This is a genomic window from Bacillus sp. FJAT-29814 (genome assembly GCF_001510715.1).
Taxonomy (GTDB): Bacteria; Bacillota; Bacilli; order Bacillales; family Cytobacillaceae; genus Neobacillus.
The window spans coordinates 546,087-569,311 of the sequence record NZ_LMTJ01000002.1 but is presented as its reverse complement, the minus strand read 5'-3'; the positions used below and the strand labels follow the sequence as shown (position 1 = coordinate 569,311).

Sequence of the window (23,225 nt, the reverse complement as noted above, 5' to 3'; positions counted from 1 at the left end):
AATCAAACAGAATAAGCTTGAATATGGAAAAAGACACCAAAATCGTGAAATTCAAAATGCCTTTTGTCTACAATCTGAAAGGTCCTTCTAAGGACCTTTGTTGTTTAATGGGGAATCATTAAAATTAAAGCGATAATTTATGATTTTATTTTATAAAGAGCCCATGTAGACTTGCACTGTGGCATACTATATCCTTTTTAGACACAAAGGACTGTAAATCCTCAAACGGGCGGAATAGTGAAACAAGAAATATGAATAAATGAAGGGAAAATCTATTCAAAAATACAGCGGCAGCTCCACTGTACTTTCTGTTTTTAAGTGAAAAATGCTTACCAATGAATTAGTAAACAGGTGACCCCTTAGTCAAATTTCCACTTTCAAAATCAATAGAAAACCACCACCCTGAAAAAGGAAACTTTTTTGCCGAATAAAGCTAAAATGGATGATTCGAACAAAAATGCAAATAATAACAGCGAGGTTTTAATAATTTGAGGTGATTAAATGCCCATCCTCGAAATTGATGGAAGCAGCCTTTACTACACAGTTAAAGGTAAAGGGATTCCTATCATATTTATTCATCCGCCTGTCCTAACTTCCACAAACTTCACTTACCAGTCAGAAGAACTTTCCCGTTATTTTCAGGTCATTACCTTTGATATACGAGGACATGGCAGGAGTTCTTTTTCAAGCCAACCTGTCACCTATCCTCTAATTGTAGAGGATATAAAAAAAATAATGGGCTATCTAGATATAAAGCAAGCCTTTTTATGTGGCTATTCAGCAGGGGCATCAATCGTATTGGAATTTTTGTTATCAACTTCAAGCGAGCTTGCTTTAGGTGGGATCATCATTAGTGGGATGTCTGAGGTAAGTGATTGGCGCGAAAGAAACAGAATACGAATTGCTAAAACCCTTGTTAAGTTTGGGGCATTGCCTGCTTTGGCTCGGTCAATATCTAAAAGTAATTCAGATACAGAAGAGCTGTTCGAGACGATGTTACTAGAAGCCAAAAAAGGGAATGCAAGTAACATCCTGCAATATTATAATTATTGTTTGAATTATAATTGTACCGAGCAACTTGAAAAAATCGATAAGCCAATTTCCCTTATTTATGGCGAAATGGATAAACCATTTTCCCCTTATGCACAACTATTGCAAAAGAAACTGAATCAAAATGAAATAACCTTTGTTAAAGATATGAAACATCAAGTCCCAACAAAAGCAGCAAACGAATTGAATAAACTTATTTATCAATTTATCCAAAATCATTCTTTCAAATGGGGTGAATAAGCTTGGATGTCAAAATATTTCGTGCAATAAATTCGTTTTCAGGACGTTATTGGTTTTTAGATAGATTAATGATACTTATTTCCAACAAGTTGAGATTTGTTTTCTTGTTTATTTTAGTTATTATGCTTTTTAGAAAAAGGAATGCGAGTTTTGAAGCAGTAGTATCTATTGTGATTTCGTTATTCATACAATTTATTATTAAGTTGTTTTATTTTAAACCACGTCCATTTTTAAAAAGGAAAGTAGGAATACTTACTCCCTCTAAATTCGATTCTAGCTTTCCAAGCAAACATACTATTCTTGCTTTTGCTATTTCAACAACTGTCCTCTTTTATCAACGTGCCCTTGGCTCCATCATGATGGGGTTCTCGTTTTTATTGGGATTATCGCGAATTTGGGTAGGTCATCATTATCCTTCTGATATTGCAGGCAGTGCTGTACTAGGGTCTTTTACAAGTTCAATCATTCATAAATTATTTCAAAGGAAATGCCATTAAATCTTTTCAACCTAAAAAAATTGACCTCATCGGTTGTTTATGAGGGTGTACGTAGCGCTATAATAGAGATCAATATAAGGTCCAAAGTAAGGTCCAAAGAGAATTGAGGAGAAATGGATGTCGCAAGAGGGAATTGTTTTAGTGGCAAGTGTATCCATCATTCGTGATGGTCAAGTTTTACTGATAAGAGAGAACAAACCAACTGCTGTTAATAAGTGGAACTTTCCAAGTGGTCATATTGAATATGGTGAGGACATTCTCTATGCAGCTCGGAGAGAAGTGAACGAGGAAACGGGGTTGGAAGTAAAACTGATTGGCACTACTGGTGTATATAATTTTATTAGCAGTACGAACGATCAAGTGATTTTATTTCATTTTATTGGTGAGGTTACTGGAGGTTCAATACATCTCGAAGAAGAAATTTCTGATTGTCAGTGGATAAAGTTGCAGGAGCTTGAACAATTCGACAATAATGACTTGCGAGAACCAAGTGTATTGAAGCAAATTATTAATAACTTATTAAAAGAGAATGTACACTCCATGAGTATGTATAATGAGCAGCTTACTAAATTGTTCTATTAACGGTACGTTGATCAAAGAAGGATAATGATGAAATAAAAAAGGGCCAAACACATAAAATGTGCTTGGCCCTTTTGCTACTCCACTTCTTTTAGCATCTTCTCAATAACACCTAATCTTTCATCTAAAGCCACTACTTTTGATTGAAGAATTCGTGTATTTTCCTTTTCTAAGGCAAGTTTCTCATCGGCGCGCTTCTCAAATCGTTTAACCGTTTTAACGACGAAAAATACGACAAGTAATATAAAAATAATGGGAACCAATAAAAACAATAAAGGTATTAATCCGAATAGCGAAACTGAACTCATATTGTGAGCACCTCGAACAATTAGTTATTTTTTTTCTTAACAGTTAATGAAGAGGAAAGAGCATGAATGATTTTTTCATTTAGTTCAAAATGAAAATCGTTTAGTTTAAAGTATTTTGCCGCTTGGCCTGTTTCTAAAATTTCCGTGTCACTTGAAACAATTTTCGCCTCCTCTAATTTTTGAAGATGCAGATACAAAAGTGGTCTGCTAATGCCAAGCTCTCGAGCTAGGTGGCTAACATATTGCCGCCCCTCTGATAAAACAGCAATAATCTTTAAACGGTGTGGATTGGATAAAGCCTCTAAAACCAGAAGTAACTCATTGCCAGAATTAAAATGTATCATATGTAAGTATTTTATTACATATGAAATATTAGAGCAACAATTTTAATAAAAAATTTAATTTTAATAAATGATGATGCAAAAAGCAGAGAGGAATACTAAATAACACGTGAAAAAGCAGGGGGAAATTCATTTGCAAATGAATTCACCCTGCTTTTTAATTTGAAAATCAACTATTGGATGTAAATAATCGGAAGTATTAATTTTTCAATTTGAACAAGTTGACCAAAGGGGGTAATGACGATCACTGGCCAAGGGTTTTCCTGCGTTCCTGGTGGATAAGATACAAATTATTATTTTTCCCTCAAAAAACCAACGATCGCCTCATTCACTCGATCAGCTTGCTCGGTAATTAATAGATGACCGGAATTCGGAATGATGGTGGTTTCGGCATGTGGAATTTTCTCTTTCATTGTTTTTGCTGCCTTATTTGCACGATAAATTTTTTCTTCCTCTCCGACGATGAACAATACCGGAATTTTCACATCCCCTAGTTCTTCTTTTGAAAAGTTTTTAGGAATAGCAGCAAGAAGGGGTTTGCAATGCTTATAAGCTGTAATTATCTGCTGCATGACGGTCGGGTGAATATCATATCCTTTTGCACAGAACCAGTGCCATCCTCTTTTAATTCTTTTTTCTGATGGAAATAGCATAGAAGGATAAATGAACCAAGCAAGTTTTAAAAAAGGAATGGGTAAGATGGAAGCAACCGGTGCAATGAGCACTAATTTTCTTAGGTTCTCCTGGCGTTTTCTTGCATAGGTCAAAGAGAGCCATCCGCCCATCGAGTGACCGATTAAATGAACGTTATCGATACCTATTCCAGTAAATACTTCATCAAGCCATAGAACGCAGTCTTCTTCTGATTTCAATGGAGTCTGCACAAGGCTTTTTCCGAAATCCCCCAATGTGTCGATGCAGTATACCCGATAGGTTTGCAGGGCTGTGATATTTTGATACCAGAAACTCGAATTTCCAGTCATACCGTGCAACATGACCATGGGAATCCCATCTTTTGGTCCGCTAATAATGACATGTGTTTCTCCATACTTTGTAGGAACTTTTACTTCCTCGAAAGCCACGTCCCATAGCTTCATTACTTCATCATAAGCTTTTAGGAACTTTTCTTCTCCGGTTTTTGATTTGAAAATCGATAAGTTTGCTGTCATCTTTGGCTCCTTAATGGGTTCAATGGTTTAATTTTGGATAAAAACAATGATGGAAAAAATTACATAGATTATTACTAATAATTTACAATATTGATAGTGAAAAAGAAAGAGAGGAGGACGATCGTAGGATGATGAGTTTTGCGTTGCAAGCGGTGCGAAGTCCCTATGAACTTTGCATTTGAGAATTTTGAGTAAATGCAGCGTTGTCTTATAATAGATGAAGATACAAAGAACTATATTAAAGGAGTCAGTGAAATGAAAATCGAGCATGTGGCCATCTGGGTCAAAGATTTAGAAGCGATGAAGACGTTTTATGAAACGTACTTTAATGGAAAAGCAAACGAGAAATATCATAATAAAGTGAAGGAATTTGAATCTTATTTTCTTACTTTTGAGGGTGGGGCACGTTTGGAGATCATGCGCAAGGGAGGAATTGATCAGCCGGATCGGGACGACCGGATTGGCTGGGCCCATATTGCCATTTCTCTCGGCAGCAGGGAAGCTGTTGATGAACTGACAGAGCGCTTGCAACATGATGGCTACCGCCTTGTGAATGGCCCGCGTGTGACGGGGGACGGCTATTATGAGAGTGTCATTGAAGATCCGGAAGGCAATCTCTTGGAATTGACAGTTTAATAAAAAGGGTAGTCTTTCTATCAAAGAGCTTGGCACTGCATGCAGCCAAGCTCTTTTTATTACTATTTCTGCAGATTCTTCCTCATAAGAGCTGCTACTTGTATGTTTTCTGGTTTTGAACTGTTTTCCAGATTCTTAATCACTGACTCTTGTCGTTCCACCGGATGGTTTTGACTCAATTTCGCTTTTGCTTCGATTTTTGTAATGTTTATTTTGAAAGCGACGATTCCTTTAGTCATTCCCTCGATATAATGAGGATCCACATCGCTTAGACTGTATGGGCTATCGGGTTGTTCATATTTGTTTACCATATCATGTAAAGATTCCGCTATTACGTTTGGATCTTCGATGATCTCCAATTTACCATATACATGGATAGCCACATAATTCCATGTCGGTACTGCCTTCGCTGTTTCATACCAAGAGGGGGAAATATAGCAGTGCGGGCCTTGAAAAATCACCAGAACTTGCTGATTTTCAGCATCCTTCCATTGTTCGTTCGGACGAGCAAAATGACCATATAACGCATTTTCGGACTTATTTAATATCAGTGGAAGATGGGTGGCGTAAGGTTGACCATTGTGCTGAGAAAATAAAGTGGCAAAGCTGTACGTTTCGATAAAATCATAAATAACTTCTTCATCATCCAGTTTAAAGTGTTTTGGAATATACATTTTGCACCCCCGTAACATAGTCATTAGGTTAATTTTTATTTTATATGATGTGGTTCCTTTGTGCAGTACTAGATTAAGAATATTTTGGCGTAATGGAACTGTACATGTTGTTTATTAATTACTTTGAATCATTCTCTAAGTATAACTGTTTGGACTATATTTTTGATTGTATGAATGGGGCAGTACTGTATAAGGAGGATTTAATTAACGGAATGGAATATATTTATAGTAATACTTTTTATGATTTGATTAACAAAAGTTATGAAGAGAGGATTGATAAGATTGAAAAGACGAGGAACAGGTGTCGCATTTATTGCAATTGCAGCTTTTTTAATTTCAACCAAATATATTAGTGCTGCTATATTTGGTTCTGGAGTTGTTAGTTGGGATGAGCAGTTGTTTAATAGAATGTTAGAATATGTTGGAAGCCTTCTAAGTACCCTCAGTTTACTGTCATTGATAATTGGAATAGGATATATTATTTGGGGAGAATATGACGAATTTAATACGAAAAAGAAAAATATAGATAGGTAATATCTATTAAAATAACGCTGGCTTTTAAAATAAGGAATAAAAAAATGCATTGAAATAGCTTGGCATTTGCGCCAAGCTACTTTTTAATTAGCCTGTCACGCTTCCATGAAATGAGACGACCCCAAATTAACTGAATACTCTCTGCAACCAATACACCGATAAGGGTATCTCTCATTCTGTCGATCGCATAATGTTTTGTTTTGTGTTCAAATACAAAGACAAATAATATCGTAAGGGCAACCTGATGGAGAACTTTCTTGTCAAACTTTAAATACTTAGCGATATAACATCCAAATAAAATTAAAAGTCCCAAATTCCATCCAGTTACGGAAAAATACCTTGCTATCAAAACAGTAACCGATATCCCGATCACGGTTCCAATCACCCTTTTTATCGACAGGCTCACGGTTTTATCCATTGTTGATTGAATCGTGAGGATGACGGATAGTGGAGCTAAATAAGGATGGTCGGAACCAAACAGCTTGGATAACTCCCATGATAAAGCAGAGCCTATTGCTAATTTCCAAATAAGAAGAGTTAAATTTTCATTTTGGATCGCAGTTTTCTGTGACTTCATATTCACCTCAGTATAATTTGCCATTTTTTATCTTTATTAGTGTGTATTACGATCTATTTTTTATTAGTAAGCATTTTGATCCTTCTTTTAGTAAGGATCTGTTCTATATCTCAAATAATGTGAATGGTATCAGTATAAATTCTCAGGATACTGGGGGATTATTTACCAAAGGCTATAGTAACCAACATTCTTTATATACTTGGACCTTCTTGCTATAATAAATACTACAGTTGTAAAAGTAGGAGGGGGATCATGAAGGAGATTCCACAAATATCAGAAGCAGAATTTGAAGTGATGAAGGTTATTTGGACCTATGAGCCGATTTCGACTCCGGAGATCGTGGAGAAATTATCGAAAAAGAGTGATTGGAAGCCAAATACTATTCACACCATGCTAGCGCGCCTAGTCAAGAAAAGCGCTTTGCACGCAAGAAAAGATGGCCGAATGTTTATTTATACTTCACTTGTTGAAAAGCACGAATATGTTGAGCAAAAAAGTAAATCCTTTCTGAAGCAGTTTTTCGGCGGTACATTAAATTCAATGGTATTAAATTTAATTGAAAATGATCAGTTATCAAATGAAGATATTACAGAATTAAAGAAAATATTGTCGATGAGGGATAAGAAAGAAGGGGAGAAATAATGGATGCCATTTTGTTGCGGATTTTAGTAAGTACAATCGTGGTATCCCTCCTAATTTTCATCATTCAGTTAATCAAAAAGCTATTAAACAATCATATGACAGTGAAAGCACATTATCATATTTGGTTTTTTCTATGCATTCCAATCCTTGCTGCCTTTTTACCTTGGAATTATTTTCGCCTCGGAGAAGGAACTCAGTATTTTAAAAGCTTACTTTTTTCTCATAGAAACGGGCCTTCGAAGAGTGAAAGGATTAATGGAGTGGATGCCTCTCAGGCGCCAAACAGCGATATATTACATGATTTCACGGTATCGGTAAACACGTCAGCGCCCGATTTCGTCTACCATACTTTTTTTACAGTGTGGGTCATTGGAATGGTTCTATTTGTTGGGGTTGCTGTTTATTCAAATTATCAAATTTATCAACTTAAAAAGTCTGCTGCGGCTGTTCATAACCAAAAGCTAAACAAACTATTAGAAGTGTGCAAAGAGATGGTTGGGGTGAAAAGAAACATAAGGTTGCGTGAGACCTCGCTTATTTCCTCGCCAATCACGTTCGGGATTTTTCAGCCCTTTATTTTTTTACCAAGCAAAACGCGAGAAGAATTCTCTTTAAATGAATTAAAATACGTGTTTTTGCACGAGCTGCACCATCATAAAAGCAAAGATTTGTTTGTGAATTACCTCATGTGGATGGTTCAGATTATTTATTGGTTCAACCCGGTCGTCTGGTATGCTTCAAAAAGGATTCGAATGGATCGGGAATTGGCCTGTGATGCATCCGTTTTACATCTCTTGGATGAGAGCGGATATATCGAATATGGGTATACCCTCATTCGTTTTGCAGATAAAAAGTATGATCGTACCCTTAAACAGATTGCTCCAGGTATAGGTGGGACAAAAAAACAAATCAAACAAAGAATCCAGTGCATTGCAAGCTACTCTAGAGATTCTCTATTATTGAAATGGAAAAGCAAGGTCATCTGTGTTGTATTAGGAATTATTGTTCTATTCCTTGCTCCCATCACCACCGTAATTGCCAGCCCAAATAATGTGTATCAGTTTAGCGGGAAGAATGCGGTCTATGAAGATTTAAGCTCCTATTTTAAGGGCTACAAGGGCAGCTTTGTTTTATATGATCCCAATAAAGATCAATATCAAATATATAATCGAGAGATGAGTGAACAGAGGACTTCTCCTGATAGCACCTATAAAATATATTCTGCCTTATTTGCATTAGAATCCAATGTGATTTCCCCGAATAACAATAAACAGGTTTGGGATGGGGGAATTTATCCCTTTCCAGAATGGAATCAAAATCAAAATTTAGCGACTGCCTTAAGCAGTTCCGTGAATTGGTATTTCCAGAATACTGATCGAGAGATAGGGAGAAAGCCGCTGCAAGCTTATTTTCACAAAATAAACTACGGGAATGAGGATCTTTCAGGGAATTTGGATAGTTACTGGATGGAATCTTCCCTAAAAATATCACCCATTGAACAAGTCCAATTATTATATCAATTCGCAGAAAATCACTGGGATTTTAAAGCGGAAAATATCAAAGCGGTAAAAGATGCAATTTTAATAGATGCTCAAAAGAATGAGCGGTTGTACGGTAAAACGGGAACCGGTATGGTTAATGGAAAGAATGTAAATGGCTGGTTTATTGGCTTTGTCGATAAAGGTGACGATCGTTTTTATTTTGCCATTAATATTCAAAATAAAGATGGACATGCCCAAGGAAGCGCGGCAGCGGAGATTGCCAAGCAGATCCTGCATCATAAAAAGATATATTCATAATGAACCCCAGAAAGGATTTTACTTCCTTTTTGGGACTTTATTGGGTCAAATACTACAATTGTAGTATTCGGTGCTAACTTGTACACAAATTTCCCAGTATGAAAGGGCTGATGTGTTTTGAAGCGGAAAAAGCAGAAAGAAAATATAGTAAAAAACCCAATCCGATGGAGATTGAATGGTCTCTTTTTCATGGTCTTTGTCCTTTTTTCTATCCTGATTCTCCGCCTCGGCGTTATCCAAATTATTAAAGGGGAAGCCTATGCGGCTCAGGCAGAGAAGACAGATGTGACACCCGTCAGTTATTCCGTTCCGCGTGGAAAAATATATGATACGAATCATAAGTTAGTAGTCTACAATATTCCGGAAAAGGCGATTATCTATACACCGCCGAAAAATCCGCAGCCGAGCGAATTGCTTGAACTGGCTAAAAAGTTAAATACCTTCCTGGTCATGACTGATAAAGAGATCAATAAAGTAACCGATCGGGATTTGAAAGATATCTGGCTGCTAGAACATAACAATGGCACGGATCTAATCACAAAGAAGGAGGAGAAATTATACGAACAGGAAATGCTGAATGACAAGGATTTATATCAATTAAAATTGAAACGCATTACAGAAGGCGATCTGAAGAAAATGGACAAAAATCTGGCGGCCATCTATCGGAAGCTTTCGTCCGCGATCGCTTTAACTCCGACGATGATTAAAAATGAAAATGTAACAGAGGAAGAATTTGCAAAGGTCAATGAAAATCTGGATAACCTGCCGGAAGTGGATGTCTCGACTGATTGGAAGAGGGGCCGAACCTATGGGGAAACGTTTTGGAATATGCTTGGGGAAGTGACGAGTGCAGATGAAGGCCTTCCGGCAGAAAAGGTAGATTACTATATGACTAAAGGGTACAAACTTAATGATCGCGTCGGCAAAAGCTATATTGAAGAGCTTTACGATAGTGTGTTGCAAGGTCGAAAGGAAAAAGTGAAAACAGTGACAGATCAAAATGGAAATGTGGTGAGTACAGAGACTGTATCGGAAGGGGAGAGCGGCAAGGATATAGTTCTGACCATTGATATGGAGTTTCAAGCCCAAGTGGAAAAAATTATGCAGGAAGAGTTGGTAAGTGCCATCCAAAAGCCGCATACGGATACCCTTGACACTGCCTTTGTTGTGGCAATGGAGCCGAAAACAGGCCGTATTCTTGCAATGTCAGGAAAAGTGTATGACAGGAAGTCCGGGGAGTTCACCGATTTTACACCGGGAACCTTCACTTATGCGTTTGAACAGGGGTCCGTTGTAAAAGGGGCCACCGTATTAACCGGATACCAAACCGGTGTCAGGGATTTCGGGGAAACCGAGCTGGATGAAGTCATGCGCTTTAAGGGGTCGGGAACCTTCTCTTCTTACCAAGTCATGAACAGGGTTACCGATTTAGAGGCATTAGAGCGTTCATCAAACGTTTATATGTGGAAAACCGCGATTGAAATTATGGGGGGCAAGTATGTCCCTAATGGCACATTGAATATTAATCCGAAAAAAATTGAAACCATCCGCTATTATTTCAACCAATTTGGTTTGGGCATCCCGACCGGTATTGGGTTTGATAATGAAACGGCGGGAATTAAAGGAACCAATCCAAGCACCTACTTTCAAATAGCGATTGGACAACTAGATACCTATACACCGTTGCAAATCGCTCAGTATATTACAACGATTGCCAATGGAGGATACCGGATGAAGCCACAATTGGTGAAGGAGATTCGTGAACCTAATAAGAATGGCAATGAACCAGGCAACGTAATCGATGAAATCGAACCAGTGGTACTAAATCGGGTGGATATGAGTGAGGAGATGCTTAGGCGGGTTCAACAAGGCCATTGGCTGGTTACCCATGGCTCCAAAGGAACAGCAAGAGGTTATTTTAAAGACGAACCGTACAATGCCGCGGGTAAAACCGGGACCTCAGAATCCTATAAAAATGGGGTGAAGACTTGGAATCAATCTTTTGTTGGTTATGCTCCATTCGATGATCCTGAGATTGCTATTGCCGTTATTGTGCCAAATGCTTACCGTGATGGTTATGCCAAGCCGCACAGTGCAGCTAATATCATCAGCCAGCGGGTTTTTCGGGCATATTTTGATCTTAATAAAAAAGGGCAGCAAACTTCAAAATGATTGACATCTATTTATTACAAGTGTAGTATTAAACGTGCAACAAATACTACACTTGTAGTATTATCAACCTAATCTATTATTACGTATGTAATCAGATTGGAGAAAGGAGGAAATTCTTCCCCAGCATTTTTAGGATCTGCTGGTTAAGGGCCAATCGGTGTTAATCTAAAAAATGATTAATCCCGCTGATTCTATTTTCAGGACATCTAAAAATTAATAGAAAGAGGTTATGATCTTGAAGAAAACACATAATATTTTCAGTATGAAAAAATTTATATATGCCTTGCTTGTGCTAGTGGTTGCCATTGTACCCCTCGCCGGCTGGTCGATGAGCACCCATAATCTTTCGGACAAGCCCGAAAAGGCAGTCGCGAAAACACCAGCACCCCAACTCCACCGTGAGTTTGCAGAACTCGAGAACAAATATGATGCCCGGCTCGGAGTCTACGCCATCGATACAGGTACAAATCGGAAAGTCTCTTATCGGCCTCAAGAGCGGTTCGCTTACGCATCTACTTACAAAGCTCTAGCCGCAGGCGCATTGCTGCAGCATTACTCCATTGATCAACTTGACGAGTTGGTCACATATAACAGCGAGGACATCGTTTCGTATTCACCCGTAACACAACTTCACGTAGATACCGGGATGACTCTTCGGGAAGTTGCCGAGGCTGCGGTTCGATATAGCGACAACACCGCAGGGAACCTTTTATTAAAAAAACTGGGAGGCCCTGAGGGATTTGAAAAAGCACTGCGGCAGATTGGCGATAATATTACCCAAGTTGACCGCTACGAGACGGATTTGAACTCAGCTATTCCTGGAGACAATCGTGACACCAGCACACCAAAAGCACTAGCTACAAGCCTCAAGGCTTTCGCGGTCAGTGACTTGCTCCCAACTGAAAAACGTGCGATCCTGACAGATTGGATGAGGGGAAATGCAACCGGAGATGCATTGATCCGAGCTGGTGCGCCAGCAGGCTGGGTAGTCGATGATAAGAGCGGGGCAGGAAGCTATGGAACGCGGAATGACATTGCCATTGTTTGGCCGCCAAATAGAGCACCGATTGTCATCGCAGTACTATCCAGCCGGGATACACAGAATGCCACCTATGACAATACGCTAATCGCAGAAGCTGCAAAGGTTGCACTTAATGCTCTTAAGTGAACAGATAAATCACCCCAATAATATGGGGGGCGTTCTTCTTTTTACAGCTGGTACCAAATCGAGTTTATTATTCCCGGAGACGATTCTCGATGTTTTATTCAGACCTATTTGATTAACAATTGTCTAAATTCCCACTATTATCGCCTTAGTTAATGAAAAAAATTGAATGTACATTTTTCTCCTTATCAAGAGAGGTGGAGGGACTGGCCCTTTGAAGCCTCGGCAACAGGTTCTGATGAATACTGTGCCAATTCCATCAAGCATTTGCTTGAAAGATGAGAAGAGGGTTATTAAGCTCTCCTTTTTGAGGAGAGTTTTTTTCCATAATCCAACTTAGGGAATAGGAAAATTTAAACAACATAAACACAATCAGAAGGAGGACAAATATGAACAATCCTGTAATCATAGTTGGTGCGGGTGGAGTGGCATACGTCCTGCATCACTACTTACTGAACAAGGCATAAATGTAGGGTTATAGAGGCTAGAGATAGGATTGGTGGTTGGATTTTGAGTGCTATTGATCCAAACAGACCTGACATAGGTTAATTTGACCTTGGGCCGACGTGGTTTTGACCACAGGATGCAGGACATATTGCTAATCCTAATTATATTGCAAATTAAGCCTACGGTCGCTAAATCTAAAATCATCATATTCATGAGTGTTATCATTAAAAATTGCTTTATACGTTTCGACCCTACATTTCAATTCCACATCAATCTCTCTTACAAGAGCTGTGAATAAATCCCTCCTTTGCTTCCAACTTTACCGCCCAGAAACTACCACTTGATTTGTTAGAAGGAATAATATTTAAATTCTTAAAAATATTTTGACAATTATATTTACACTATGGTAATGTTGTTATTAGTAACAACTAGTTAATTGCGTTAACGTATTGTTATCAAAGAAAGGGGGCTTTACTTTATATCTACTATATACAGTATAAACCCAAATCTGTGAAAAACGAATGGATTAAAGAAATGGTAATTATTGAAAATTTTATTATTTAATGGAAGCGTTTAATCTAAATCTACTACATATTAAAGAGGAAAAGGGGCGAATCTGATGGGAATAAGGAAAATAGGGAAATCTGCTTTTAGTTTGCTGACTATTGTACTTGTTATGTTATTTGTGACAGCTTGCGGCGGCAATCAGGCAAATAACTCAACGCAAGAAAAAGAAAAACCCGCGAAAAAAAGCGGCGGTGTACTCAGTATCGGGACAACACCAGTTGGGGTTTCTTACAATGCAATTGGAAACGGACTAGCAAAAGTAATTACAACTAATTCATCTCTTAAAATCTCAGTTAAACCTTCTAATGGTGTAAGCGCATGGGGCCCACAATTAGAAAAGGGGGAAATTGAACTAGGAGTTGGATCTGGACCAGACATGGCTTGGGCGTTCAAAGGTGAAAACGGTTACCAGCCAACTAAAAATATGCGTTTACTTGTACGTGGTAACTATCTAAGTGTTACAGGTGCAGTCGTAAGAAAAGACGTTGATATTAAGTCGATTGCAGATTTAAAGGGTAAAAGACTTTCTTCCGATTATCCTGGATCAGCGATTGCTAAAAAGGTATTAGAGGCTGCTTTAACTGTAAATGGCCTGTCTTGGGATGATGTCAAACAAGTACCGATTCCAACCACAGCTGCAGGTATTGAAGCACTGCAGGATAACAGGGTTGATGCAGCATTTGCTTTAACACCGACAACACCAGTCGTTCAGGAAGTTCATAATTCAGTTGGATTAAAATCTATTAACTTCTTAGATAGTATTACTCCCGACAAGATTGACTCTGTACCAAAGTCCGTAATAGATAAAATTAATGAAATTGTCCCAGGCGTTCGTTTAACAAAGGTTCTAGCTCAAGGCTACATTCAAGAAGAGCAAGTGGGCATTGAGTACCCCTCTCAATTGGTGGCATCTTCTCATCTTAACGACGACACAGTTTATGAAATTATGGAAACATTATGGGCAAATTATAAGCAACTTCAACCGATTCATGCTTGGTTGAAGACATGGACACCAGAAACCATGTTTGATCCAAATCCTACCGTTCCTTACCATAATGGTGCCGTGAAGTTCTTTAAGGACAAAGGTCTATGGAATGATGAAGCAGAGAAAGTACAGCAGGAACTGTTAAAAATAGCTGAATCCTAATCCTTAAAATGAAGTATTCAACAAAAAAGCGGGACTTTGCATAACCTTTTATGCAAAGTCCTAATCAAGAATAATAGTTTACTTTTTTACAAGGGGAGTTGAAGTAATGAGTGAAAAGCAAGCAGCTAATATACCAATAAATCCAGATGCGGATTTTCAAAAGTACAGGATTTTTAAGAATAAATCAGTAAAATACTTGTGGTCTACGCTATTAGCGTTAATTCCCATATCTGGCATCCTCTATATTCTTGGTATACATCAGCGTCTCGGGTTAAGTATATATGCAGAACAATATATCGGATTATTCCTTGGACTTTTTCTTTCCGCCATTTATTTAAGTGTTCCTCTACGTAAAAGCTCTCCAAAAGATAGGGTGCCATGGTATGACTGGATATTGTCAGGATTAGGATTAACAGCCGGTCTGTATCTTGCAATCTTTTATCCTACAATTGTAATGGATATTGGTACGGTATCCACAGGACGTTTTATCATGAGTGTTATTGCGATACTTATTATTCTAGAAGCAATTAGAAGGGTACTCGGTAAAGGATTGCTGATTGTAGTATTGGTGTTTCTTGCATATGGCTATTTTGCACCTTATTTTCCGGGAGTTTTCAGAGGAACCGGCACAACTATTGATCAATTATTTAATTATATGTATTTAGATTCAAACAGCTTACTCAGCATGTTGAATGTAGCGGCAACTATCGCATTGAGTTTTATCTTTTTTGGTCAAATTCTTTTATTATTTGGTGGTGCTGATATCCTAAATGATATTGCCATTTCGGCTTTTGGACGTTTTCGTGGAGGTCCTGCAAAGGCGTCTATTCTTGGCTCCAGTCTTGTAGGTACCATTACAGGCGGTCCAGTGGCAAACGTAATTCTTACAGGAAGTGTAACCATTCCATTAATGAAGAAAAGTGGATATAGTTCTGCAGAAGCTGGTGCAGTAGAATCTGTTGCCTCAACAGGTGGGCAAATAATGCCGCCAGTAATGGGGATTGCAGCATTCATTATTGCTGAAACCCTTGGTGTACCTTATACGGAAGTAGCTTTGGCAGCACTTGTCCCAGCATTAATGTTTTATATCTGTCTGTTCTTTCAAGTTGATTTTATTGCTGGACGTAAGGGCATACTTGCCTTAAGTAAAGAGAACATTCCTGTATTTAAACAAGTTCTTAAGAAGGGCTGGATGATTGTTCCGACCCTAGGTTCCTTAATCTATTTCTTATTTTTCCTAGGAACTTCACCATCAATTGCAGGTTTATACGCATCCGTTATTGCAGTAATTTTCTTATCGTTTGATAGAACAGTTAGAAAAAATATGCTGAGATTATTTCCTAGAGTATTTGTTGATTGTGGAAAAGTTATGTTAGAAATTGGTATTGTTCTTTCCGCAGCTGGATTGGTTGTAGGGATTACTGGGGTAACGGGACTAGGCTTCAATCTAGGTTTAATTCTTGCAAGCTTTGCAGAATATGGATTATTCTTCCTTCTATTATTAAGCGCTATTGTTTCTATTATTTTAGGAATGGGTATGCCGTCGGTAGCCGCATATGCACTAGTGTCTGTATTAGTCGCACCAACGCTAGTGGAGTTGGGAGTTGATCCGCTCTGTGCCCATATGTTTGTATTCTATTTTTCCATAATTTCCAATTTCACTCCACCCGTTGCCATGGCTTGTTTTACGGCGGCACCGATTGCAAAAGAGAGCCCTACCAAAATCGGTTACCAGGCAATGCGTCTTGGTATAATTGGATACCTGGTTCCATTCATGTTCGTCTATGCACCTGAAATGTTAATTCGCTTGGAGCCAATCGTACCGTGGTCAGCGGCAGCAGGAACGATAGCCACAACACTTATTGCCTGTTACTTACTTGCAATGTCATTAGAAGGATTCTTGTTCGAGCGTTTAAGTGTTGGAAAAAGACTATTCGTTTGTTTATTGGCAGTTTGTCTATTTATTCCCGTGTCTTTCTTCCAATTTGCAACGTTTATAAATATCGTTGCTTTGGTTGCAGCAATCCTCTTTATGTTGAAAGAATGGAAAAGTTATCAAGGCAAGAAAAATGGATTGCCCATTGGGCAGACGATATGAGTTAAAAATAACCCGTCTTGAAAAGTCGAGTGTTTCGACGGGTTATTTTAATTAATAAAAGATGGTGATGACTCTGAAAACGAATTTATTTATTAATAACCAAGAGGTTGAAACCAATGAATATACAGAACTTCGGGATCCTGGACGCTTAAGTGATATTGTTGGTCTAATAGCTAAAGGTACATTACAACATGTCGATCAAGCTGTAAATGCCGCACATCAGGCATTTCGTTCATGGGCACTAACACCGTTAGATGAACGAATTTCTCTTGTATTAAAAGTAGCTAATCGCTTAGAGGCAGAAGCTAATTCAATTGCTAGGATTGTTTCGAAGGAAAATGGGATGCTGCTTACCGCAACAAGAATTGAGATTGGGATGGCAGTATCCGGAATAAGAAATGCTGCGGAACTTGCAAGAAATTTTTTCATGCCGAAAGTACTAGAGGACGAAACGGGCTGGGTTTCTATTGAGAAAAAACCAATGGGAGTCATTGCCGGTATAGTCCCTTGGAATGCACCCGTTGTATTGACTATGCAGAAATTAGCACCTGCCTTAATTGCTGGCAATACGATGGTTTTTAAACCTTCACCATTTGCTCCAATGGGTGTTACCGAGATTTTGAAACTGGCTGCAGAGTTCTTTCCGCCAGGTGTAATTAATGTAGTTCATGGTGAAGGAGATGTTGGGGCTGCTCTAACTACACACCCGCTTGTTCGGAAAATTTCATTTACCGGTGGAGGGGCAACGGCTAAACACATAATGAAAGCAGCAGCTGATACACTCAAGGGTATCCATTTCGAATTGGGTGGAAACGATGCGGCCATTATTCTGAATGATGCGAATCTAGAGGAAGTAGTACCGAAAATTGTCACAGCTGTTTTCAGGCGCTCAGGCCAATTCTGTTATGCGATAAAAAGAATTTACGCTCCCGAGGAAATGTATGACCATATATTTGAAAAAATGGTCGATCTCACGAAGGAATATAAAATTGGACACCAATTGGATGAAAGGGCTACCATGGGTCCAATCAATAATCGGCAACAATTTCAAAATGTCAGAGATTTAATTGAACGGATCAAGAACAGTTCCGCAAAAATAGTTGAACTTGGAACAAAGCTTGACCCTGACAATTGGGAGAATGGCTATTATCTCAGACCTATTCTTGTTCGTGATGTGGACCCTAACCACGACATAGTAACTTGTGAACAATTTGGGCCTATAATTCCGCTTGTTTCTTTTCGTACGGAAGAGGAAGTCATCGAAATGGTAAACAATAGTGAACTTGGCTTGGGATCTTCTGTCTGGTCCTCTGATTTTGAACGATCGTTGAAGATTGCTAGAAACATTGAAGCCGGAATGACATTTATAAATGGTGCGGGGCAAACTCCATTAGGACATAAATATATTCCTTTTGGCGGGGTAAAACAAAGCGGTATCGGAAGGGAAAATTCAGAAATGATTTTTGATGAGTATACAGAAACCCACGGGATCAATTATCACAAAACAAATGTATAGGAGGAAAAAATAGTGGACCAAAAATTGAAGAGGTATACTTCTGCAGATGCCTTACTGGAGGCACTTCAGGAGACAGGTATCTCCTACTTGTTCAGTAATTTGGGAAGTGATCATCCTGCCGTGATAGAAGGTTTGGCAAAAGCAAAAGCCTTAAATCGTCCACTCCCAAAAGTAATCATTTGCCCTCACGAGTATGTTGCTTTGAGCGCAGCTATCGGTCACTATATTGCAAGCGGAGAGGCGCAAGGGGTTTTCGTCCATACCGATGTAGGTACCCAAAACTTAGGAGGAAGTCTACATAATGCAGCCCGCTCAAGAGTACCTGTCTTCATCTTTTCTGGAGAAACGCCTTCCACAATGGAAGGGGAATTGCCAGGAAGCCGGAACTCTCATATTAACTATTTGCAAAATGTCTATGACCAGCGTGGAATTGTTAGAGAATATGTGAAATGGGAATATGATATCCGCACAGGTAAAAACGTAAAACAACTTGTCTACCGAGCGATGCAACTAGCAAACTCTGAGCCCAAAGGACCTGTTTATTTAACCGGCGCAAGAGAAGTGCTTGAAGAAGAAGTTACTCCAATACAAGACATGTCTGATAAATGGAAGCCCCTAGAAAAATTGCCGTTATCAAATGAAGGGGTAGAACAAATTGTAACCGCCTTGGCAAACGCTGAAAATCCTATTTTAATTACATCTTCTCTTGGCAGAAATACAGAAAGTGTCGACCTCTTAGTCCAATTTTGCGAGAAACTTGCAATCCCAGTTGTGGAGGCAAATGCTGCCTATATGAACTTTCCAACTGAACATCCATTACATTTGGGCTTTGACGGCGGAGAACTACTAGATAAAGCAGATGTAGTGCTTGTAATTGATTCCGACGTTCCTTGGGTTCCAACACTAAATCAACCTCGTGAGAAAAGTAAAGTATTCTATATTGATCCAGACCCGATTAAAAAGGATATTCCATTAGCTTATGTACCCGCTGAAGCTTTATTCCAGGCAGATTCATTCCAAGCGTTGGTTCAACTGAATGAGTATGCAAACCAAACTAACTTAAATAATAGTAGAAAGCAGGAACGATTTGAACGTATACGTCATCTGCATATTGAGCAACGAAAAAGTTGGAAAAGATTGGACGTCCCCCCAGCAGATGGGGTCATTACACCAGATTGGGTGGCAGCATGCCTTAATAGAGTAATTGACGAAGAAACCATCATTCTAAACGAAACCATCACAAATGCGATGGCAGTATCAAGACAAATTCCTAGAAGTAAACCGGGGACGATGTTTGGCAATGGAGGTTCATCATTGGGGTGGAATGGAGGGGCAGCCATTGGCGCTAAACTCGCAAAACCGGATAAAACGGTGGTCAGCCTTACAGGGGACGGATCTTATTTATTTAGTGTACCAGCTTCGGTTCACTGGATGTCACGCAGATATCAAGCCCCTTTTTTAACTGTTATTTTCAATAACCAAGGCTGGAATGCGACGAAAAACAATACGTTGAAAATATATCCTGATGGTATTGCAAACCGAGATGATCAATTTTTTGTGAATTTCCATCAGCCGGCAGATTTAGCCAAAGTAGCCGAAGCCGCGGGTGGTGCCTTGGCACTAACTGTATCTGATCCTGAGAAATTAGAAGGTGCCTTAAGAAAAGGCTTAGAAGCCGTCCAAGCAGGCAGAACAGCTGTAATTGATGTCAAGATTGCTCAAATTTCCTATCAGAGGGATTAAGAAGCATTCTATGAAGTGGCGAGGGATTTGAATGACCGACTCGGTTTCAAGTAATAAACGTCTCTGGACAAAGGATTTCATCTTAACTTCTTTGTCCAACTTTTTTATATTTTTTAGTTTTCATATGTTGACGCCAACATTGCCAATTTTTGTGGTTGAAAGAGGCGGGGATAAACTTGAGGCTGGCTTAGTAGTGGGGATGTTTACCGTCACAGCTTTAATCATACGTCCTTTTGCTGGTCATGCACTCGATCGGATAGACCAAAAGAAGGTTCTGTTATTTGGTCTTATTGTGTTTACAGCAGCTTTGATAAGTTTTAATTGGCTATTTTCTATTACATTAATACTTGTTATTCGTATTGTTCAAGGAGTAGGCTGGGGAATTTCATCCACTACATACGCCGCAATGATAACGGATCAAATTGCTGCTGAGCGACGAGCGGAGGGAGTGGGATATTTTGGTCTCTCTATTAATCTTGCAATGGCAAGCGCACCGCTATTGGGAATCTGGTTGATGATTAACTATGGTTTTCCCTATGTTTTTTTGATTGCTTCTCTTTCCGTTATGATTAGCATGGCTTTAAGTAAGGTTATTCATTTCCCCAAAAATCTGAACAAGAAAAGTAATTTAGAAAAAACAACGTTTATAGAAAAAAGTAGTCTATTACCTGCATTGTTAATTATGCTTGTGACCTTGTCACATGGAGGAATTTTAAGCTCTCTGACGCTGTTCGGGAAAGAAACAGGACTCGAGAATGTTGGGTGGTTTTTTATGGCAACAGCAATCATGATGATGATTACACGGTCCATTACAGGGAGGATTGCGGACCAAAAGGGCCGTGTTTACGTTCTAATCCCGGGAGCAATTGCCTTCGGAATCGGTCTTATACTTCTTTCCTTTTCTGCTAATGTGGCCATTTTAGTAGCAGCAGCACTCTTTTATGGGATAGGGTTCGGTTCCATTCAGCCAACATTACAAGCTTGGACAATTAGCCGTGCTTTACCGCATAGAAGAGGGATGGCTACAGCTACCTATTTCTCTGCATTTGACATTGGTGTCGGGGTAGGAGCCCTGTTAGTAGGTTTATTGGCAAAATGGATAGAATACGCTGCAATCTATAAGTTACTACTATTTTTTGTCATTGTCTATTTTCTTTCGTACTGTACCTTTTTAAATCGACAAAAGAAGAATGTAGCCATTCCTATAAAGCACAGGGAATCAATTCAGAGGGAGTGAAAGATGTGAACGTAAAGGTATGTTACTTCGATGAATTAAAAGAAAGAGAGCCTTATACAGTTGCTGTCGATGGAATCGAAGTAGGAATTATTAAATGGGACGATCAATTATATGCATATGAAAATACATGTGCCCATATTGGAGGCCCGGTCTGTCTTGGCGGTGTTTTTAACAAGGTCAACTTAATACTAAATGAGGATAAAACAGTTGTGAAAGAATGTATTGCTGAAGATGAATTGCGACTCGTGTGCCCTTGGCATGGTTTTGAATATGACCTTAAGACAGGTGAGTGTGATTTTAGCGCGAAATTTAAACTTCGCAAGTTTTACGCGTTTGTAAAAAATAATGAAGTTTATGTTGAAATATAAGGGGGGAGGGCATGATGTCATCAACAAATGCTGTGCAAACTCTAAACAAAAGCCTATCAGAACTGGCAAACCTATTAGAAAATATACGGCTTGAAGGGAATTTAAATGAGATTGAAGATTCCCGGATGCAAAAATTAATCGAAAGTGTGATTCGCTTATATGTAGCCAAGATTCAAAATGATGATGAATACCAAATAACCCATAAAATTAAGCCTTTGCCCTCTCAAGTTCAAGTAACGCAAACAGAAACCGCTATGTTTATCGATCAACTATTGAAACAAATGGAGATTGAAGTGTTTGAGTTGCAAATGTGGAGAAGCATGAGATAAATAGGGAGGATAGGACCATGTCATCACTAAATTTAAAGGATAATTTTTTAGATAACGCACAAAAACAGGCTCTTAAAAAAGGGTTTTATGATTTCCCGATTTTTGATGCAGACTGTCATTACTTTTCCACGCCATTAAGAGAGATTGCTGAATATGTGGATGAACCGTGGAAACATCGTTTAATGTATGCCGGTGTTGGTGCAGCAACGACCACCTTGCCTGCAGATTTGGGAGATAGAACACTTGGAGGCAGAACAAAAGTTAAGGAACACTTTAATAGTTTTCCTAAACCGGATACGGTAGATATACCAAAACAAATCTATCCTCTTATTGATAGCTCTCGAAAAATGGGGATTGATTACAGTATTGTCTTTCCAACCGATTTATTAACCTTAGGATTGCACCCGCAAACCGATATGGAGGTTGCGATTGCCTTTGGCTATGCACGTTGGATGACAGAAAAAATCCTGCCATATGATGATTCCTTAACCACCATGTTATACTTGCCTTTTTCTGACCCGCAAGCCTGTGTAAGACTTGTAGAGGAATTTGCAGATAAAAAAGGCGTTATCGGATTTATGGTAACAAGTGTCCGCTATCAACCTGTCCACCATAATAGCTATATGCCATTGTACGAATTACTTGAACAAAAGGGGAAGCCATTAGGGTTCCACACCGTATCCCATTGGCAGGAGAAACCATTTACCCAATTTAATAATTTCTTATCTGCACATGCATTGGGATTTCCGTTATATAACATGATTCAGTTAACCAATATTGTGATAAACGGTATCCCAGAGCGCTTTCCAAAGCTAAAGTTTATTTTTATTGAAGCAGGGGTTGCCTGGATTCCATTTATTATGAGACGACTTGATAGCGACTATATGATGCGTTCTTCTGAAGCACCTTTATTAAAAAGGCTTCCAAGTGAGTATATCAAGGACTTTTACTATACTTCACAGCCATTGGAATACTATGAAAATATGGAAGAAATGGAAATGGTTTTTAAGTCTTTCGATGCAGAAAATAAATTATTATATGCATCTGATTATCCTCATCAGGATTTTGATACACCAAGCACCATTTATGATCTGCCGTTTTTAAGTGAAAAAGCAAAACGGAAAATCCTTGGGGAAAATGCATTAGAGCTTTTCGGTATTAAGGACCCGCAATTATATGCAAGACGAGGATTGGAAATCTATAAATAATTTTTTGCCAGAATAAATAGATCAAAAATAGGACGCCGGTTTGACTTTTTTAGGCGTCCTTATTCTATGATTGCAGCTTTAATTTTTTTAAGTTGAGTGAAAATTCAATTTTTGTAGCCGAAAACACTTGACTACAAACTGAAAACGGTGATATGTTATTTATAACGTTAACGTAGTGTTTA

General features: G+C 38.7%; 22 protein-coding genes and 1 riboswitch. Of the genes, 17 read left to right on the top strand and 5 right to left on the bottom strand.

All coding sequences use genetic code 11. The features are described 5' to 3' along the window. Positions 1–501 precede the first annotated feature (501 nt). The 3 genes from AR334_RS06835 to AR334_RS06825 all read left to right on the top strand — a co-directional run bounded on the left by AR334_RS06835 (position 502) and on the right by AR334_RS06825 (position 2,369). On the top strand, positions 502–1,290 hold the full coding sequence (locus AR334_RS06835) for an alpha/beta fold hydrolase (protein ID WP_066307205.1): 789 nt from the start codon (positions 502–504) through the stop codon (positions 1,288–1,290). Positions 1,291–1,292: 2 nt separating this feature from the next. Next, positions 1,293–1,787 carry an undecaprenyl-diphosphatase gene (locus AR334_RS06830; protein WP_066307201.1) on the top strand — a complete coding sequence of 165 codons (495 nt, stop codon included), beginning with the start codon at positions 1,293–1,295 and terminating at the stop codon, positions 1,785–1,787. A gap of 117 nt (positions 1,788–1,904) precedes the next feature. Further along, entirely contained in the window at positions 1,905–2,369 is a 465-nt protein-coding gene (locus tag AR334_RS06825) for an NUDIX hydrolase (RefSeq protein WP_066307199.1), read from the top strand. 74 nt (positions 2,370–2,443) lie between these two features. On the opposite strand, the gene AR334_RS06820 is transcribed toward AR334_RS06825, so the two are convergent. The 3 genes from AR334_RS06820 to AR334_RS06810 form a co-directional block, all read right to left on the bottom strand. Continuing rightward, the gene (locus AR334_RS06820) at positions 2,444–2,674 is read right to left on the bottom strand and encodes a hypothetical protein (RefSeq protein WP_066307194.1); all 231 of its coding nucleotides are present in this window, start codon (positions 2,672–2,674) and stop codon (positions 2,444–2,446) included. A gap of 20 nt (positions 2,675–2,694) precedes the next feature. Further along, entirely contained in the window at positions 2,695–3,018 is a 324-nt protein-coding gene (locus AR334_RS06815) for a helix-turn-helix domain-containing protein (RefSeq protein WP_066307190.1), read from the bottom strand. A gap of 290 nt (positions 3,019–3,308) precedes the next feature. Further along, positions 3,309–4,184 (bottom strand): alpha/beta fold hydrolase, encoded by an 876-nt coding sequence (locus tag AR334_RS06810; protein WP_066307188.1) that lies wholly within the window; start codon positions 4,182–4,184, stop codon positions 3,309–3,311. Between the two features lie 255 nt (positions 4,185–4,439). Here AR334_RS06810 and AR334_RS06805 point away from each other — a divergent pair, with 255 nt between their 5' ends. Continuing rightward, a complete protein-coding gene (locus AR334_RS06805; RefSeq protein ID WP_066307186.1) occupies positions 4,440–4,820 on the top strand; it encodes a VOC family protein in 381 nt (126 codons plus the stop codon). 62 nt (positions 4,821–4,882) lie between these two features. On the opposite strand, the gene AR334_RS06800 is transcribed toward AR334_RS06805, so the two are convergent. After that, the gene (locus tag AR334_RS06800; protein ID WP_066307185.1) at positions 4,883–5,494 is read right to left on the bottom strand and encodes an FMN-binding negative transcriptional regulator; all 612 of its coding nucleotides are present in this window, start codon (positions 5,492–5,494) and stop codon (positions 4,883–4,885) included. Between the two features lie 282 nt (positions 5,495–5,776). On the opposite strand from AR334_RS06800, the gene AR334_RS06795 reads away from it, so the two are divergent. Beyond that, the gene (locus tag AR334_RS06795) at positions 5,777–6,028 is read left to right on the top strand and encodes a DNA helicase (protein WP_066307183.1); all 252 of its coding nucleotides are present in this window, start codon (positions 5,777–5,779) and stop codon (positions 6,026–6,028) included. A 76-nt stretch (positions 6,029–6,104) separates the two neighbouring features. Here the strand turns inward: AR334_RS06795 and AR334_RS06790 are convergent, their stop codons facing one another. Continuing rightward, on the bottom strand, positions 6,105–6,605 hold the full coding sequence (locus tag AR334_RS06790; RefSeq protein WP_066307179.1) for an aromatic acid exporter family protein: 501 nt from the start codon (positions 6,603–6,605) through the stop codon (positions 6,105–6,107). A 252-nt stretch (positions 6,606–6,857) separates the two neighbouring features. Here AR334_RS06790 and AR334_RS06785 point away from each other — a divergent pair, with 252 nt between their 5' ends. The 12 genes from AR334_RS06785 (at position 6,858) to AR334_RS06730 (ending at position 23,043) form a co-directional block, all read left to right on the top strand. Beyond that, positions 6,858–7,247: a BlaI/MecI/CopY family transcriptional regulator gene (locus tag AR334_RS06785; RefSeq protein WP_066307178.1), complete on the top strand. Its 390-nt coding sequence runs from the start codon at positions 6,858–6,860 to the stop codon at positions 7,245–7,247. Then, a complete protein-coding gene (locus AR334_RS06780; RefSeq protein ID WP_066307176.1) occupies positions 7,247–9,046 on the top strand; it encodes a BlaR1 family beta-lactam sensor/signal transducer in 1,800 nt (599 codons plus the stop codon). The genes AR334_RS06785 and AR334_RS06780 overlap by 1 nt, the downstream gene beginning before the upstream one ends. A gap of 117 nt (positions 9,047–9,163) precedes the next feature. After that, complete coding sequence (locus tag AR334_RS06775; RefSeq protein WP_066307172.1) at positions 9,164–11,218, top strand: penicillin-binding protein 2; 2,055 nt, start codon at positions 9,164–9,166, stop codon at positions 11,216–11,218. 235 nt (positions 11,219–11,453) lie between these two features. After that, the gene (gene bla / locus AR334_RS06770; protein WP_066307170.1) at positions 11,454–12,386 is read left to right on the top strand and encodes a class A beta-lactamase; all 933 of its coding nucleotides are present in this window, start codon (positions 11,454–11,456) and stop codon (positions 12,384–12,386) included. A gap of 179 nt (positions 12,387–12,565) precedes the next feature. Then, positions 12,566–12,668, top strand: a riboswitch (SAM riboswitch). 781 nt (positions 12,669–13,449) lie between these two features. Next, the gene (locus tag AR334_RS06765) at positions 13,450–14,544 is read left to right on the top strand and encodes a TAXI family TRAP transporter solute-binding subunit (RefSeq protein ID WP_066307167.1); all 1,095 of its coding nucleotides are present in this window, start codon (positions 13,450–13,452) and stop codon (positions 14,542–14,544) included. 106 nt (positions 14,545–14,650) lie between these two features. After that, the gene (locus AR334_RS06760; RefSeq protein WP_066307166.1) at positions 14,651–16,642 is read left to right on the top strand and encodes a TRAP transporter fused permease subunit; all 1,992 of its coding nucleotides are present in this window, start codon (positions 14,651–14,653) and stop codon (positions 16,640–16,642) included. A 67-nt stretch (positions 16,643–16,709) separates the two neighbouring features. Then, complete coding sequence (locus AR334_RS06755; protein ID WP_253701197.1) at positions 16,710–18,158, top strand: aldehyde dehydrogenase family protein; 1,449 nt, start codon at positions 16,710–16,712, stop codon at positions 18,156–18,158. A 12-nt stretch (positions 18,159–18,170) separates the two neighbouring features. Continuing rightward, complete coding sequence (locus AR334_RS06750; protein WP_156431196.1) at positions 18,171–19,901, top strand: thiamine pyrophosphate-requiring protein; 1,731 nt, start codon at positions 18,171–18,173, stop codon at positions 19,899–19,901. 31 nt (positions 19,902–19,932) lie between these two features. Continuing rightward, the gene (locus tag AR334_RS06745; protein WP_066307164.1) at positions 19,933–21,138 is read left to right on the top strand and encodes an MFS transporter; all 1,206 of its coding nucleotides are present in this window, start codon (positions 19,933–19,935) and stop codon (positions 21,136–21,138) included. Between the two features lie 5 nt (positions 21,139–21,143). After that, a complete protein-coding gene (locus AR334_RS06740; protein WP_066307162.1) occupies positions 21,144–21,506 on the top strand; it encodes a Rieske (2Fe-2S) protein in 363 nt (120 codons plus the stop codon). Between the two features lie 11 nt (positions 21,507–21,517). Further along, a complete protein-coding gene (locus AR334_RS06735) occupies positions 21,518–21,835 on the top strand; it encodes a hypothetical protein (protein ID WP_156431195.1) in 318 nt (105 codons plus the stop codon). Between the two features lie 17 nt (positions 21,836–21,852). Next, the gene (locus AR334_RS06730; RefSeq protein WP_066307159.1) at positions 21,853–23,043 is read left to right on the top strand and encodes an amidohydrolase family protein; all 1,191 of its coding nucleotides are present in this window, start codon (positions 21,853–21,855) and stop codon (positions 23,041–23,043) included. Positions 23,044–23,225: the final 182 nt, after the last annotated feature.

Bases quoted from the DNA above. Each gene is read 5' to 3' on its own strand.
- AR334_RS06835 (WP_066307205.1), top strand. From the start codon at position 502: ATGCCCATCCTCGAAATTGATGGAAGCAGCCTTTACTACACAGTTAAA.
- AR334_RS06825 (WP_066307199.1), top strand. From the start codon at position 1,905: ATGTCGCAAGAGGGAATTGTTTTAGTGGCAAGTGTATCCATCATTCGT.
- AR334_RS06820 (WP_066307194.1), bottom strand. From the start codon at position 2,674: ATGAGTTCAGTTTCGCTATTCGGATTAATACCTTTATTGTTTTTATTG.
- AR334_RS06815 (WP_066307190.1), bottom strand. From the start codon at position 3,018: ATGATACATTTTAATTCTGGCAATGAGTTACTTCTGGTTTTAGAGGCT.
- AR334_RS06810 (WP_066307188.1), bottom strand. From the start codon at position 4,184: ATGACAGCAAACTTATCGATTTTCAAATCAAAAACCGGAGAAGAAAAG.
- AR334_RS06805 (WP_066307186.1), top strand. From the start codon at position 4,440: ATGAAAATCGAGCATGTGGCCATCTGGGTCAAAGATTTAGAAGCGATG.
- AR334_RS06800 (WP_066307185.1), bottom strand. From the start codon at position 5,494: ATGTATATTCCAAAACACTTTAAACTGGATGATGAAGAAGTTATTTAT.
- AR334_RS06790 (WP_066307179.1), bottom strand. From the start codon at position 6,605: ATGAAGTCACAGAAAACTGCGATCCAAAATGAAAATTTAACTCTTCTT.
- AR334_RS06785 (WP_066307178.1), top strand. From the start codon at position 6,858: ATGAAGGAGATTCCACAAATATCAGAAGCAGAATTTGAAGTGATGAAG.
- AR334_RS06780 (WP_066307176.1), top strand. From the start codon at position 7,247: ATGGATGCCATTTTGTTGCGGATTTTAGTAAGTACAATCGTGGTATCC.
- AR334_RS06765 (WP_066307167.1), top strand. From the start codon at position 13,450: ATGGGAATAAGGAAAATAGGGAAATCTGCTTTTAGTTTGCTGACTATT.
- AR334_RS06760 (WP_066307166.1), top strand. From the start codon at position 14,651: ATGAGTGAAAAGCAAGCAGCTAATATACCAATAAATCCAGATGCGGAT.
- AR334_RS06755 (WP_253701197.1), top strand. From the start codon at position 16,710: ATGACTCTGAAAACGAATTTATTTATTAATAACCAAGAGGTTGAAACC.
- AR334_RS06745 (WP_066307164.1), top strand. From the start codon at position 19,933: ATGACCGACTCGGTTTCAAGTAATAAACGTCTCTGGACAAAGGATTTC.
- AR334_RS06735 (WP_156431195.1), top strand. From the start codon at position 21,518: ATGATGTCATCAACAAATGCTGTGCAAACTCTAAACAAAAGCCTATCA.
- AR334_RS06730 (WP_066307159.1), top strand. From the start codon at position 21,853: ATGTCATCACTAAATTTAAAGGATAATTTTTTAGATAACGCACAAAAA.